The 12856-nt window shown below is 72.8% G+C and carries 15 protein-coding genes; 6 read left to right on the top strand and 9 right to left on the bottom strand.

Going from position 1 to position 12856, the window contains the following annotated elements:
* Positions 1–43: 43 nt before the first annotated feature.
* Complete coding sequence (locus tag IEY98_RS16825; RefSeq protein WP_189211347.1) at positions 44–1069, bottom strand: LacI family DNA-binding transcriptional regulator; 1026 nt, start codon at positions 1067–1069, stop codon at positions 44–46.
* Between the two features lie 112 nt (positions 1070–1181).
* Between IEY98_RS16825 and IEY98_RS16820 the strand changes: the two genes are divergently transcribed.
* The 3 genes from IEY98_RS16820 to IEY98_RS16810 are packed head-to-tail and all read left to right on the top strand — an operon-like array spanning position 1182 to position 4293.
* Complete coding sequence (locus IEY98_RS16820) at positions 1182–2309, top strand: Gfo/Idh/MocA family protein (protein ID WP_229786976.1); 1128 nt, start codon at positions 1182–1184, stop codon at positions 2307–2309.
* Entirely contained in the window at positions 2306–3439 is a 1134-nt protein-coding gene (locus IEY98_RS16815; protein WP_229786975.1) for a dihydrodipicolinate synthase family protein, read from the top strand. The genes IEY98_RS16820 and IEY98_RS16815 overlap by 4 nt, the downstream gene beginning before the upstream one ends.
* Positions 3436–4293 carry a sugar phosphate isomerase/epimerase family protein gene (locus IEY98_RS16810; RefSeq protein ID WP_229786974.1) on the top strand — a complete coding sequence of 286 codons (858 nt, stop codon included), beginning with the start codon at positions 3436–3438 and terminating at the stop codon, positions 4291–4293. The genes IEY98_RS16815 and IEY98_RS16810 overlap by 4 nt, the downstream gene beginning before the upstream one ends.
* Here IEY98_RS16810 and IEY98_RS16805 read toward each other — a convergent pair.
* From IEY98_RS16805 to IEY98_RS16795, 3 genes are all read right to left on the bottom strand, one after another.
* Positions 4229–5197, bottom strand: coding sequence for an arabinan endo-1,5-alpha-L-arabinosidase (locus tag IEY98_RS16805; RefSeq protein WP_189211345.1), 969 nt, complete (start codon positions 5195–5197; stop codon positions 4229–4231). The genes IEY98_RS16810 and IEY98_RS16805 overlap by 65 nt on opposite strands.
* Before the next feature lie 66 nt (positions 5198–5263).
* Positions 5264–5911 (bottom strand): HemK2/MTQ2 family protein methyltransferase, encoded by a 648-nt coding sequence (locus IEY98_RS16800; protein WP_229786973.1) that lies wholly within the window; start codon positions 5909–5911, stop codon positions 5264–5266.
* A 51-nt stretch (positions 5912–5962) separates the two neighbouring features.
* On the bottom strand, positions 5963–6160 hold the full coding sequence (locus IEY98_RS16795; RefSeq protein ID WP_189211343.1) for a CDGSH iron-sulfur domain-containing protein: 198 nt from the start codon (positions 6158–6160) through the stop codon (positions 5963–5965).
* 69 nt (positions 6161–6229) lie between these two features.
* Between IEY98_RS16795 and IEY98_RS16790 the strand changes: the two genes are divergently transcribed.
* Entirely contained in the window at positions 6230–7204 is a 975-nt protein-coding gene (locus IEY98_RS16790) for an iron-containing redox enzyme family protein (RefSeq protein WP_189211342.1), read from the top strand.
* On the opposite strand, the gene IEY98_RS16785 is transcribed toward IEY98_RS16790, so the two are convergent.
* The 3 genes from IEY98_RS16785 to IEY98_RS16775 are packed head-to-tail and all read right to left on the bottom strand — an operon-like array spanning position 7190 to position 8223.
* Positions 7190–7603, bottom strand: a complete 414-nt coding sequence (locus tag IEY98_RS16785; RefSeq protein WP_189211341.1) for a DUF6766 family protein — start codon at positions 7601–7603, stop codon at positions 7190–7192. The two genes, IEY98_RS16790 and IEY98_RS16785, sit on opposite strands and share 15 nt — an antisense overlap.
* A 60-nt stretch (positions 7604–7663) precedes the next feature.
* Positions 7664–8023 (bottom strand): hypothetical protein, encoded by a 360-nt coding sequence (locus IEY98_RS16780; RefSeq protein ID WP_189211340.1) that lies wholly within the window; start codon positions 8021–8023, stop codon positions 7664–7666.
* A 5-nt stretch (positions 8024–8028) separates the two neighbouring features.
* Entirely contained in the window at positions 8029–8223 is a 195-nt protein-coding gene (locus IEY98_RS16775; RefSeq protein ID WP_189211339.1) for a DUF2795 domain-containing protein, read from the bottom strand.
* Positions 8224–8320: 97 nt separating this feature from the next.
* On the opposite strand from IEY98_RS16775, the gene IEY98_RS16770 reads away from it, so the two are divergent.
* Positions 8321–9343 carry an NAD-dependent epimerase/dehydratase family protein gene (locus tag IEY98_RS16770; protein WP_189211338.1) on the top strand — a complete coding sequence of 341 codons (1023 nt, stop codon included), beginning with the start codon at positions 8321–8323 and terminating at the stop codon, positions 9341–9343.
* On the opposite strand, the gene IEY98_RS16765 is transcribed toward IEY98_RS16770, so the two are convergent.
* Both IEY98_RS16765 and IEY98_RS16760 read right to left on the bottom strand, forming a co-directional pair.
* Complete coding sequence (locus IEY98_RS16765; RefSeq protein ID WP_189211337.1) at positions 9335–10573, bottom strand: PepSY-associated TM helix domain-containing protein; 1239 nt, start codon at positions 10571–10573, stop codon at positions 9335–9337. The two genes, IEY98_RS16770 and IEY98_RS16765, sit on opposite strands and share 9 nt — an antisense overlap.
* Positions 10574–10638: 65 nt before the next feature.
* On the bottom strand, positions 10639–11757 hold the full coding sequence (locus IEY98_RS16760) for a hypothetical protein (protein ID WP_189211336.1): 1119 nt from the start codon (positions 11755–11757) through the stop codon (positions 10639–10641).
* A gap of 291 nt (positions 11758–12048) precedes the next feature.
* On the opposite strand from IEY98_RS16760, the gene IEY98_RS16755 reads away from it, so the two are divergent.
* The gene (locus IEY98_RS16755; RefSeq protein WP_189211335.1) at positions 12049–12855 is read left to right on the top strand and encodes a class I SAM-dependent methyltransferase; all 807 of its coding nucleotides are present in this window, start codon (positions 12049–12051) and stop codon (positions 12853–12855) included.
* Position 12856 lies beyond the last annotated feature (1 nt).

The raw sequence follows: 12856 nt of genomic DNA, 5'->3' as shown, positions 1-12856 counted from the left end.
CCGTCCAGCTGCATGTCAGGTTAGGCAGCCTGGCGGCTGCATGTCAACCGCGCGGCGCCGCCGTCGAGTCGCGGACGACCAGGGAATGGCCGGTCAGCCTGCGCCTCGGCCTGCTCGACGCGGGCTTGAGCGCCAGCTCCAGCACCTGCTCGCCCATCTCCGCCATCGGCAGGCGGACGGTGGTGAGCGCGGGCCACAGGTACTCCGCGACCGGGACGTCGTCGAAGCCGGACACCGACACCTCGCCCGGGACCGACACGCCGCGGGCGCGCAGCGCGGCCAGCACGCCGATCGCCATGTCGTCGTTGAGCGCGGCGATCGCGGTCACGTCGGGGTGTGCGTCGAGGATGGCGTGCGTCGCCCGGCGCCCGCCCGCGCGCGTGAACTCCTCCTCGACGACGGGCAGGTCGTCGAGGTCGAGACCGGCCGAGGCCAGCGCCTCGGCGATCCCCGCCAGCCGGTCGGCGACCGTGGTCAGCGCGCGGGAGCCGACGGCGAAGGCGATCCGGCGGTGGCCGAGGGCCAGCAGGTGCTCGGCCAGCGACCGGCCGCCCGCGTGGTTGTCCGGCAGGACGGCGTCGGCGCCGAGGTGGTGGCGGCCGATCACCGCGACCCGCCCGCCGCCCGCCTGGAACGCCTGCAGCTCCGCCTTGACCGGCGCCTGCACGGCCGCGTCCACGAACCCGGACCCGGCGATGACGATCGCCCTGACCCGATTGGCCACCAGCGCCCGGACCTGGGTCAGCTCGGCGTCGGGGTCCCGGCCGGTGTGGCCGATCTGCACGGTGAGGCCCTGCTGCGCGCCCAGGCGCAGCACCCCGCCCGCGATCTCGGTGAAGTACGGGTCGCCGATCTCGTGCACCAGCAGCCCGATCGTGGTGCTCGCGCCGCCCGCCAGCGTGCGGGCGTGCACGTTGGCCACGTACCCCATCTCCCCGGCCACCCGGCGTACCCGGGCCGCGATCGCGTCGCTGACCCCGGTCGAGCCGGACATCGCCCGCGACGCGGCCGCGATCGACACCCCGGCCGCGTCGGCGACATCGATCAGCCGAGCCCGTCGCTGCGTCATCGTCCCTCCCTCACGGGACATCTTCTACCGGGAGCCCTTGCCTGCGCCGCCGGGTCGGACCTATCGTACTGTAAGCGCTTACGAAAGCGCTTTCTATGCGGATGGGGCGAGCATGAGAATCCTGATGAACGGCGTCACCGGGCGCATGGGCCACCGCCAGCACCTGCTGCGCTCGGTCCTCGCCATCCGCGACGACGGCGGGCTCCGGCTCCCTGACGGCGCCCGCCTGCCGGTCGAGCCCGTCCTGGTCGGCCGCAACGCCGACAAGCTCGCCCGCATCGCCGACGAGCACGGCATCGCCACCTGGTACACCGACCTCGACACCGCGCTGAAGGACGACGCCCCGGTGTACTTCGACGCGCTCGTCACCAGCGAGCGCAAGGACGCCATCGCCAAGGCGATCGCCGCGGGCAAGCACGTCTACACCGAGAAGCCGGTGGCCACCTCGGTCGCCGACGGTACGGCCCTGGCCGACGCGGCGGCGGCCGCGGGCGTGATCAACGGCGTCGTGCACGACAAGCTGTACCTGCCCGGCCTGCTCAAGCTCAAGCGGTTGATCGACCACGGCTTCTTCGGCCGCATCCTGTCGGTGCGCGGCGAGTTCGGCTACTGGGTGTTCGAGGGCGACCTCCAGCCAGCGCAGCGGCCGAGCTGGAACTACCGCGCCGAGGACGGCGGCGGCGTCGTGCTGGACATGTTCTGCCACTGGAACTACGTGCTGGAGAACCTCTTCGGCCGGGTGGAGGCCGTGACGGCCAAGGCGGTCACCCACATCCCGCGGCGCTGGGACGAGGACGGCAGGCCGTACGCGGCCACCGCGGACGACGCGGCGTACGCGATCTTCGAGCTGGCGGGCGGCGTCATCGCGCAGGTCAACTCCTCGTGGGCGGTGCGGGTCGACCGCAAGGAACTGGTGGAGTTCCAGGTCGACGGCACCCACGGCTCGGCCGTCGCGGGCCTGTTCGGCTGCCGCGTCCAGCCTCGCGTGCGCACGCCCAAGCCGGTGTGGAACCCGGACGAGCCCACCGCTGAGGACTTCCGCGCGCAGTGGGACGAGGTGCCGGACAACGACGTGTACGCCAACGGCTTCCGCGCCCAGTGGGAGCGGTTCCTGTCCGATGTGCACCACGGGACGCCCCATCCGTACGACCTCGCCGCGGGCGTGCGCGGGCTGCGCCTGGTGGCCGCGGGCCTCGAATCCTCCCGGCACGGGCGTCGGGTGCTCCTGGAGGAGGCGTGATCAGGGTCCCGCTCGCCGACGGCACGTGGACGTCGGTGGAACTGTCGCCCCCGCGGGCGTGGGAGGAGCACCCCCGGCCGCACGCCTCCCGGGTCCTGTTCGCCGCCGCCCACGTCGCGGCGGACCCGCTGGGCGACAACACCGTCGACTGGGAGTCCACATTGGCCTTCCGGCGGCACCTGTTCCGCTACGGCATGGGTGTCGCCGAGGCCATGGACACCGCGCAGCGCAACATGGGCCTGGACTGGCCGACCGCACGGGAGCTGATCAGCCGCAGCGCGGCGCAGGCGAGTGCGGAGGGCGCCCGGATCGCCTCGGGCGCGGGCACCGACCACGCCCCGGACGACGTCACGCTCGACGGCGTCATCGCCGCGTACGAGGAGCAGGTCGCCTTCGTGGAGGACGCGGGCTCGCGGGTGATCGTCATGGCCTCGCGCCACCTGGCCAGAACCGCCCGCTCCGCCGACGACTACCACAAGGTCTACGGCACGATCCTGCGTCAGGTTCGCGAGCCCGTGATCCTCCATTGGCTGGGCGAGGCGTTCGACCCGAACCTGACGGGCTACTGGGGCTCCACGGACCTCGCCACCGCGACCGCCACGTTCCTCGACCTCGTCCGCGAGCACGCCGCGGCGATCGACGGCGTCAAGGTCTCCCTGCTGTCCGCCGAGCACGAGGTGGCCCTGCGCGCCGCACTCCCCGACAGCGTCCGCCTCTACACCGGAGACGACTTTCACTATCCGGAGCTGATCAGAGGCGACGGCGTCCGCCACTCCGACGCCCTGCTGGGCGCGTTCGCCGCGGTCGCCCCCGCCGCGTCCGCCGCGGTGGCCGCGCTGGACCGGGGCGACCTGGCGGGCTACGACGCCGAGATGGCGGGCACGCTGGCCCTGTCCCGCCACCTGTTCAGCGCGCCGACCTATTACTACAAGACCGGCATCGCGTTCCTGGCCTGGCTGTGCGGCCACCAGCCCGGCTTCACCATGCTCGGCGGCCTGCAGTCGGCCCGGAGCGTGCCGCACCTGGCCCGGGTGTTCGTCCTGGCCGACGCCGCGCGCCTGCTGCCCGACCCCGACCTGGCCGCGCACCGGCTGCGGACGTGGCTGGAGACCGCGGGGGTGGCGGTGTGAGGCTCTCGCTCAACCAGCGGACCACGGCGAACTGGACCCTGCCGGAGGCCGTCGCAGGCTGCGTCGCGGCCGGGATCGAGGCCATCGGTCTGTGGCGGGAACCAGTCGCCGACGTGGGGCTGGAGACGGCCGCGCGAATGGTGCGCGATGCCGGACTGCGCGTGTCGTCGCTGTGCCGGGGCGGGTTCTTCACCTCCGGGGACAACCACGCCGACAACGTCGCCGCCCTCGATGAGGCCGCTGCCCTGGGCGCCGACGTGCTCGTGCTCGTCCCCGGCGGACTGGCCGACCGCGACATCGATGGCGCGCGGCAGCGGGTGTCCGACGCCGTGGCCGCCCTGGTCGAGCCCGCGCGGGACCGGGGCGTGCGGCTGGCGATCGAGCCGATGCACCCGATCTTCGCCGCCGACCGCGGCGTGATCTCGACCCTCGCGCAGGCGGTGGACATCGCCGAGGCCCATCCATCCGATGTGGTGGGGGTCGTGGTGGACACGTTTCACATCTGGTGGGAACCGGGGGTGCTGGACCAGATCGCGCGCGCGGGTGAGCGGATCCTGGCTTACCAGGTCAGCGACTGGATCACGCCGCTGCCCGCGGACACCCTGCTCAGCCGCGGCATGATCGGCGACGGCCACATCGACTTCGCCCGGCTCACCCGGGCGGTCGCGGCGGCGGGCTACCTCGGCGACGTCGAGGTGGAGATCTTCAACGCCGACGTGTGGGCAGCGCCGGGGGAGGAGGTCGTCGCCACGATGGCGCGCCGGTACGCGGAGCTGGTCGAGCCGCACCTCACACCATGCGCGCCGCGCTCTGCAGCGCAGGCCACCCCTCCGCGTCATACGCGAGCGGGTTGATCCCCAACAGAGGCGTCCCGTTGTCGGCGTAGTAGTGGTAGACGAGGATGTCGGTGTCACCGTCGGTCAGGACGTCCTGGTGGCCGGGGCCGTGGATGGCGCCGTGCGAGGCCACGATCTCCGTGCCGCCGCCCTCCAGCATCGGCACGCCCGCGCGGTCGACATAGGGGCCGTTGATGCTGTCCGAGCGCCCGACCATCACGCGATAGGTGCTGTTCGCCCCTTGGCAGCACCGGTCGAACGACACGTAGAGGTAGTAGTACGAGCCGTGTTTGGCGATCGTCGCGGCCTCGATGGCGTCCCCGCCGCGGCTCGCCAGGTCCAGGATCGCGCTGTCGAGCGGCTTGCCGGTGTCCGGGTCGATCGCGATCTGCTTGATACCCGACCAATACGACCCGAAAGTGAGCCACCAGCGGCCGGCGTCGTCCACTGTGAGGTCGGGATCGATCGCGTTGTAGTCGTCGGCGTCGTCGGTCTCGACGACCAGGCCGGCGTCGGTCCACGTGCCCGCCTCGCCGGTCGGGCTGGTCGCCAGGAAGATAGCCGACTTCCGCGAGCCCAACGTGGAAGCCGAGTAGTACAGGTAGAACCGCTCGTTCAGATAGGACAGATGCGGTGCCCACAGGATGTTGCCACCGCCGGTGTACGGCTCCGTCCACGGCGCGCCGTCGGGGAACACCTGGCCCGCGTTCTGGAACGCGACGCGGTCGGCCGATGTCTTGAGCAGGATGTTCGCCCCGGTGTGGGCCAACAGGTACGTGCCCGACGGCGTCTTGACCACCGTCGGGTCGTGCACGCTCACGTCGCCGGTCACCGTCGCCGGGTCCGGGTAGTCGACGCCGTGCGCGACCCCTGCCGTGCCCGCGACCAAGGCGAGCGCCACCGCCGCCACCCGCACCACCATGCCGCCTCCTCGCGCGATCCCACCCCTGTCTCTACTTCCCCGGGCGGGAGCGCGCCAGTCGGCGCGTCAGTGGTCGGTGATCGCGCGGTCGGCGCGGATGACGACCAGTTCCTCGTCGATGTCGCCGGGCTCCAGCAGCCCGGCGCGGACCAGCGCGTCGGCCCGCCCGCGCATCACCGGGCCGAAGGGCTCACGCGCGCGCGACACCACGGCGGCCTTGAGCCCCAGGCCGCGCAGCGCGATCAGGCTCTCCTCGGTGCCGCACAGCGCCGAATGCACCATGAGCAGCGTGCCGCCCGGGGTGAGCAGGTCGCGGGCCGCGGCGCACAGGCGGTCGAGGACGGCCCGGCCGTCGCAGCCGCCCTCCCACGCGCGGGCCGGTCCCCGGGCGTCGACGTCCACCACGGACGGGACGTACGGCGGGTTGGCGAGGACGATGTCGAAGCGTCTCCCCGCGGCTATCGTCAGGGCGTCGCCCTGGCGGACCTCGACGTTCAGGCCGCTGAGCCACGCGTTGGCGCGGGCGGTGACGACGGCGCGGCGCGCGATGTCCACCGCGGTCACCGACGCCGCGCCCGCGCGGGCCGCGGTGAGCGCCACCGCGCCCGTGCCGGTGCCGATGTCGAGCACGGTCCCGCCGGGCGGCAGGTTCGCGTCGTGGAACGCCGCGCAGAGCAGGCGGGTGTCTCCTTGGGGGCGGTAGACGCCGGGCATCCGAAGCAGCATGGCGGGGAAATGCCCCGGATCGCCCGGGTCAAACTCGCGTCAGGACTCGACCTTCCGACAGCGCCGGTGGCTGGTGTCGCACAACGGGTAGAGCGCGCTGCGACGGCACGCGCACAGCGCGGTCACCACGCGTGAGGACCGCGCGGTCTGCCCGTCCGCGCCGGTCACCTCGACCGGGCCGTCCACCAGTATCGGGCCGCGGGGGATGATCCGCACGCGCGTCGGTCGCTCAGCCATGACGACGGGATACCTCGGTTGAGTGGGTCTCAATCGGGGTATCTCGGCGCGGACGGAAGGAGTCACCCCATGGTCATGCCCGCCGTGGCGACGCGCCTGCCCGCGGCCCGCGGTCCGCTGTCGGAATACGTGCGCGACGTGCTGTCCGGTCCCGTGCGCGAGCTGTCCCCGCCCGCGGTCGACGCCGATCCGCACGGCGAGGACCTGACCCTGGCCCTGCACCTGTGCTACGAGCTGCACTACCAGGGGTTCCCCGGCACGGACCCGGACTGGGAGTGGCAGCCGGACCTGCTGCGCCTGCGCGGGGCCATGGAGGCGGTGTTCCTCGACGCGCTGCGCGCCGAGACCCCCGGCGGCGACGTCGAGGAGGTGCTGGCCGAGCTGCTGGTGGAGGAGGTGCCCGGCCGGGGCGTCTCGCACTTCCTGGCCGAGCACGGCACCTGGGAGCACGTCCGCGAGTACTTCATCCACCGGTCGATCTACCACCTCAAGGAGGCCGACCCGCACGCCTGGGTCATCCCCCGGCTGCGCGGCAGGGCCAAGGCGGCGCTCGTGGCCGTGGAGTTCGACGAGTACGGCGGCGGACGCGCCGAGGACATGCACTCGCGGCTCTACGCCGACCTGCTCGACGAGTGCGGACTGTCCACTGAGTACCTGCACTACCTCGACGACGTGCCCGCGCCCGCGATCGCCACGGTCAACATGATGTCGCTGTTCGGGCTGCACCGCTCGCTGCGCGCCGCCCTGTGCGGGCACTTCGCCGCGGCCGAGATCGGCACGCCGCCCAGCGCGGCGCGCGTGCTCACCGCGCTGGACCGGCTCGGCGCGGGCCCGGCGACGCGGCGGTTCTTCGCCGAGCACGTCGAGGCCGACGCCGTGCACGAGCAGATCATGCGCCACGACGTGGTCGGCGGCCTGGTCGCGGACGAGCCGGACCAGGCCGCGACGATCGTGCTCGGCATCCAGGCCACCGGCCTCATGGAGCAGCGGATGGGCGAGCACCTGCTGTCCTGCTGGGAGTCCGGGCGGTCATCGCTGCGCTGAGCCGCCCGGGTCGATGCCGCGCTCGGCGAGCAGGGCGTCCAGCTTGGCCTCGATGCGCTCGTCGGACTCCTTGGACTGGCTGGAGCCCCAGTAGTAGAACAGCGCCAGGCCCGCGGCCTGCCAGATCAGCTGCAGGAACTCAGACTGCCAGTTCTCCAGGGTGGACGCGGCGAACTGCGGGAAGTAGTCGGAGAAGGCCGCCTCCTGGCCGTGCGTCTGCTGTTCCTGGCTGAAGGCGATGTACTGGAAGACGAACTGGCCGACCCAGGACAGCAGGAAGAAGACCCCGGTCACCAGGGCGAAGGAGTACGCCTTGGCGAACCGGGGCTTGCCGAACGGCTCGACGCCCTGACCCGGCTTGCCGACCCGGGCGAGCGCGTCGGTGTCGTGGTGCCTCATGATCTCCGCCTTTCCCGCGTGGAACTGGCGGACCGGGTTCCCCGGTTGACCTTCGGCAAACTAGGACGCGCGTGACCCCGCGATGGCGCAGAGAACGGCCCAGGCGACCGCGACCGCGACGACCTTGCGCCGCTTGTCCGGCTCGGGCAGGGCGGCGAACACCGCCGCGTCCGAGAGATCGCAGGCGACCCGCGCGGCCACCGCGGTGCGCAGCGCCGGGCCGGGCGGCGCGCAGAGCATCGCCACGCCGACGGCGGCGTCGCGGGCGCCGATGGCGCGCACGAGGATCTGACTGCCGCCCGGCACCTCGCCGGTGGCGTTCGTCAGGCCTGCGGGGGAGGCGAGCAGGGCCGGTCTGACGACGATCGCGGCGCCGTAGGCGGCGGTCGCCGCGCCGAGCAGGCGGGTCAGGGTCGGCATCGCGGCTACCGGGTCGCCGACGTGAACGCCTCGCTCACCGCGTTCGGGCCGTCGTACTCGCGGTCGGGCATCGCTTCGAGGCCGTTCACCACGTCGTCGTCGGCGCCGCTCGACCGGGCGTGCTCCACCAGGTCGGACTTGGAACAGGGGTAGTTGACCCCGGAGAGGAACTTCTGCATCTGGATCGGGTTGGGGGCCATGTGCGCCCTCCTCCTTCGGATCGGGTCCGCGCTGGGTACCCGCGTCCGCGCCGGTGAACCGTGTTTCGCCCGACCCGGGCCCGGGTATCGCGCTGACATGCGGATCGTGGTGGTTGGCGGGACGGGCAGCATCGGCACCGCGCTGCTGGACGTCGCGGCCGTGCGCGGGCACAAGCTGGTCGGGGTGTCGCGGCGGGAGCCCGCCCCCGGCCCGCCGTACGCCGACGTGGAGTGGCACCCGATCGACATCGCCGAGCGCACCGCGTTCACCCGGCTCGTGGAGGCGTTCGACGGGGCCGACGCCGTGGTGCACGCCGCGTGGCTGATCCAGCCCAGCCGGGAGCGGGCCCACCTGCACAAGGTCAACGTCGAGGGCACCGGGGTGCTGCTGGACGCGGTCGCCGTCGCCGGGGTGCCGCACGTGGTGTACCTGTCCTCCGTCGGCGCGTACGCGCCCAAGGACCGCGGCGGCCCGGTCACCGAGAGCTGGCCGACCACCGGGATCGACACCTCCGACTACAGCCGGGACAAGGCCGAGGTCGAGGCCATGCTGGACCGGTTCGAGGCGGCCCGGCCCGGGATCGCGGTGACCCGGCTGCGGCCCGCGCTGGTGCTGCAGCGCCGCTCCGCCGCCGAACTGCGCCGCTACTTCACCGGCCGCCTGGTGCCGCGCGCGCTGTGGAAGCTGGTCCGCTCGGGCAGGCTGCCCGCGCTGCCGCTGCCCTCGGGCCTGGCCCTGCAGTTCGTGCACGCCGCCGACGTGGCCACCGCCGCGCTGGCGGCCATCGACCGGCAGTACCGCGGCGCGGTGAACCTGGCCGCCGACCCGATCATGGACTCCGGCGCGCTGGCCGCCGCCGTCGGCGCGCGGCCGCTGACCGTCCCGCCGAGCGCGGTGCGGGCGCTGATGGCGGGCGCGTGGCGCGCCCGCCTGCTGCCGATGCCCGCGAGTTGGCTCGACCTTGCCCTGGGCGCGCCGACCATGTCCGCCGACCTGGCCAGGGCGGAACTGGACTGGTCGCCGCGCTGGAACGCGACGGAGACGCTCGGCGACCTGCTCGCCGGGCTGGCCGAGGGCGAGGGCGTGCCCGCCAGCCCGCCGCTGCGCCCGTCACCGTGAGCGGCGCCGGGCCAGCCGGTCGACCGCGGCGAAGGCGACCAGCGACGCGCCGAGCACCGGGAGCAGCCAGCACACGCCCGCCGTGCCCACGATGAGCAGCGTCCGCGCGCGCGTGGACAGATAGCGCCAGACCGGCGGCGGGGCCTCGCGGCGCGCCCACCACATCCGGTAGCCGAGCGCGAGGAGCGCGATCGTGCCCAGGGCGACGCCCGCGAGCACCAGCCGGTTGGCCCAGCCGAACAACAGCCCGTGGTGGAACGCGGTGGCGACGGCCCGCGCCTTGGCCGTCGCGGAGTAGTCGGCCCAGCCGACCGCCGCCGTCACCCGGCCCAGGTACGGGTCCACCGCGACTTTGTCCACCTGGGACGGTCCACCGCCGGACTCGGCCACCTCGTACGGCCGGTCGCCGCGCTCCGGCGGCACCACCGTCAGCGCCCCGGACAACCCGGCCGAGCGGGCCAGCGCCACCACGTCGTCCACGCCGACCCGCGCCGGAGCGGGCGTCACCGGGGGCGCGTGCAGCCGCGGGGGAGCCGTCGACAGCACCGCGGACACGCGCTCGCCCGCCAGGACCGTCCGCTGCACACCGGAGAAGCCGATGAGCAGCAGCGCGGCTGCCAGCGCGAGACCGAGCGCGCCGTGCCAGGCGCGGGCGCCCGACCGCCGCCGCTGGGACACGCGCAGGAAGACGCCGAACAGCACGATGATCGGCAGCCAGCTGACCGCGAACTCCGCGTACAGCCGTCCCGGCTCGCCCAGGTGCAGGCTCCGGTGCGCCTCCGCCAACCACTCCCGCGTCGGCGTGCCCGTCGACTCCAGCGTCCCGCGCACGACCGCGGTGTACGGGTCGACGTACACCGAGAGCGGGACGCCCAGCACGTCCAGGGCGACGCGGGTGGTGCGGTCGGGATCACCGGGCACGGTCACCGAGGTGACCCGGGCGCCGCGGTGCTCGATCAGCGCGGCGGACACCTGCTCGGACACCGGCAGGGCCTGGGCGCCCACCTCGTCGACGAACAGGGCCGTGGGGTGGATCAGGTCGTCGAGCAGTGGGGCGACGGTGTGGCCGAGGCCGGTGGCGGCCAGCAGGAACACGAAGGGGGCGACCGCGATCCCGGCCAGGAAGTGCACCCGGCGGGCCGCCATCAGCAGGAGGGTCCTCGGCGGAGGCCGCCGCCTGCGCGGGGTTCTGACCGGTCTCGTCGCCGGTGTCGCCGAGCCGTTGGTCATCCTCGACTCCTCGGGCGCGCGGCGGCCCGGCGGTCCGACCGCCGGGCCGCGCGTGGTGTGCCGGGTCAGTCCTCGGCGACGAACGCGATCATGATCGACATCGCGTGCGGGTCGGCGTAGTGCGTGTGGTAGACGCTGTGGATCTCCACGTTGTCGCCCTTGTCAATGCGCCCGAGGTCCGGTTCGAGACAGCGGCTCATCTGCTCGATGTGGCCCTGGTACTCCGGTGTCAGCTCATAGGCGGCGCGGGACTCGCAGATGTCCTCGCCCGTGGTCAGGTTCCGCAGGGTGATGGACTCGCCGCCGTCGTGCAGGTGCCCGCCCGCGCCGACGACGGTGCCCTCGATGGACGACGTCCACTGCCACTTGGTGTGCGACTCGCCCTCGGGGACCGGGTGCTCGGAGATCCCGCAGTTGTCCGCGTCCAGCCAGACCGGGGTCACCTCGCGCATCCCCGCGGTGTTGGCGGGCACGTGCTGGTAGGTGACGGTGAAGTACACCTTGTGCTCCACCTGGTCCATGTTCATGAACTCGAGCATCGCGTAGGTCAGCGGGAGCCAGCCGTACTTGACGCCGAAGCCCTCGGGCAGCGTGCCGCCGGTGCGCTCGTTGCCGGAGGCGAAGATGCGCTGCCCGGCGAAGCCCGGCCACCCGGTGGGGCAGGTGATGTCGTGTTTGGACCGGTCGAAGAACACGGCGTGGTGCAGCATCGTCCCGGTGTGGTAGTTCGCCACCGAACCGTCGAGATTGGTCATTCCCGGCTGCACGCCGATGACGTAGCAGTTGTGGCACGGCGGAAGCAGCAGCGCCAGCGCGCGGGTGTGGGTGCCGTGGTGCGGCTCGTGCGGGCCGTGCATCGGGCCGACGTCACCGCTGTGCGGGTGGTCCGGCGGCGTGCCCGGCGGGTGCTCGTGGCCGTCCTCGTGCGGCTTCAGGGTGAACGGGCCCAGCCGGGTGACGGTCTCGGTGACGCCGTTGGCCAGCTTCCGCTCGGCGATCTTCCGCGTGCCGACCGGGGTGAGCGGGAAGTCGCCCGCCGACATCGCGGGCGACGCCGTGGGCGTCTGGACGGCGACCTCGTCGGCCTGGGCGCTGAACGCCCCCGACACGGCGATCGGGACCAGCACCGCCAGCGCCGCCGCGACCACGGCGCCCTTGCGTGATCGCCAGATTCTTGTTCGCACCCCTGTTCTCCTTTCAAAGAACGGATGCCAGCGAAATTAACGGCTGTTTTACGGCCGAATCAAGGGCGGCGGAAAACATTACGGCCGGACTGTCCGGCGGTGACGGGGAGCGCTGCCGAAAGCCGTTCGTCCGGGAAACAACCGACCGATTTCATAATTCCCGTTATATAAGGCCGGTGATGAACGGCGGGCCGGAGGTTGTCACCCCGGCGGGGGAGGGCTTGACGATCACCGGCAGTTCGGAGCAGTATGAACGCAAGTTCATGAACGTGCGTTCACGAGGAGGACGGGATGCCCGAGGTGGTCAACACCGCGCAGGCGGCGGCGTGGAACGGGTACGAGGGCAGGCATTGGGCCGAACACGCCGACCGCTACGACGCGGTGAACAGCGGTTTCAACCATTACCTGCTCGACCGGGTCGGGGAAGGCGACCGGGTGCTCGACCTGGGCTGCGGAAACGGGCAGCTCACCCGGCTGGCGGCGGGGAAAGCCGCGCACACGGTCGGAATAGACCTCTCGGAACCGATGCTGGCGCGGGCGCGCGAGGGTGCGACCGACGTGCGGTTCATTCAGGGGGATGTGCAGGTCCACCCCTTCGAGACCGGCGCCTTCGATCTCGCGCTCAGCCGGTTCGGCGTGATGTTCTACGCGGACCCGGTGGCCGCGTTCGCCAACGTCCGGCGCGCGCTCGCGCCCGGGGGGAGGCTGGCGTTCCTCTGCATGACCGCGCTCGGCGGCACCGACCTCGGCGCGGTGCTGGGCGCGCTCGTCCCGCACCTGCCGTTCCCGACCGGCGCCGACGGCGCCGGTCCCACCTCGCTCGCCGACCCCGAGCGCGTCCGCGCCGTCCTCGGCGCCGCGGGCTTCGCCGACATCGCCTGCGAGCACGTCGAGGCCGACCAGGTGTGGGGCGTCGACGTGGCCGACGCGGCGGCGTTCATGGGCGCGTGGGGGCCGGTCAAGCACCACATGGACCAGGCGACACCGGACGCGGCGGCCCGCGCCCGCGTGGCGCTCGCGGAGGCGTTGTCGCGGCACGCCACGTCGGAGGGCGTCCGCATGCGCGGAACCGCATGGCTGGTCACGGCGACCCGATAGC

The sequence above is a fragment of the Actinokineospora fastidiosa genome (genome assembly GCF_014648415.1).
Classification (GTDB): Bacteria; Actinomycetota; Actinomycetes; order Mycobacteriales; family Pseudonocardiaceae; genus Actinokineospora; species Actinokineospora fastidiosa.
This window is presented reverse-complemented; position numbering and strand designations above follow the sequence as displayed.

Bases quoted from the DNA above. Each gene is read 5' to 3' on its own strand.
- IEY98_RS16825 (WP_189211347.1), bottom strand. From the start codon at position 1,069: ATGACGCAGCGACGGGCTCGGCTGATCGATGTCGCCGACGCGGCCGGG.
- IEY98_RS16820 (WP_229786976.1), top strand. From the start codon at position 1,182: ATGAGAATCCTGATGAACGGCGTCACCGGGCGCATGGGCCACCGCCAG.
- IEY98_RS16805 (WP_189211345.1), bottom strand. From the start codon at position 5,197: ATGGTGGTGCGGGTGGCGGCGGTGGCGCTCGCCTTGGTCGCGGGCACG.
- IEY98_RS16800 (WP_229786973.1), bottom strand. From the start codon at position 5,911: ATGCCCGGCGTCTACCGCCCCCAAGGAGACACCCGCCTGCTCTGCGCG.
- IEY98_RS16795 (WP_189211343.1), bottom strand. From the start codon at position 6,160: ATGGCTGAGCGACCGACGCGCGTGCGGATCATCCCCCGCGGCCCGATA.
- IEY98_RS16790 (WP_189211342.1), top strand. From the start codon at position 6,230: ATGGTCATGCCCGCCGTGGCGACGCGCCTGCCCGCGGCCCGCGGTCCG.
- IEY98_RS16785 (WP_189211341.1), bottom strand. From the start codon at position 7,603: ATGAGGCACCACGACACCGACGCGCTCGCCCGGGTCGGCAAGCCGGGT.
- IEY98_RS16780 (WP_189211340.1), bottom strand. From the start codon at position 8,023: ATGCCGACCCTGACCCGCCTGCTCGGCGCGGCGACCGCCGCCTACGGC.
- IEY98_RS16775 (WP_189211339.1), bottom strand. From the start codon at position 8,223: ATGGCCCCCAACCCGATCCAGATGCAGAAGTTCCTCTCCGGGGTCAAC.
- IEY98_RS16770 (WP_189211338.1), top strand. From the start codon at position 8,321: ATGCGGATCGTGGTGGTTGGCGGGACGGGCAGCATCGGCACCGCGCTG.
- IEY98_RS16765 (WP_189211337.1), bottom strand. From the start codon at position 10,573: ATGACCAACGGCTCGGCGACACCGGCGACGAGACCGGTCAGAACCCCG.
- IEY98_RS16755 (WP_189211335.1), top strand. From the start codon at position 12,049: ATGCCCGAGGTGGTCAACACCGCGCAGGCGGCGGCGTGGAACGGGTAC.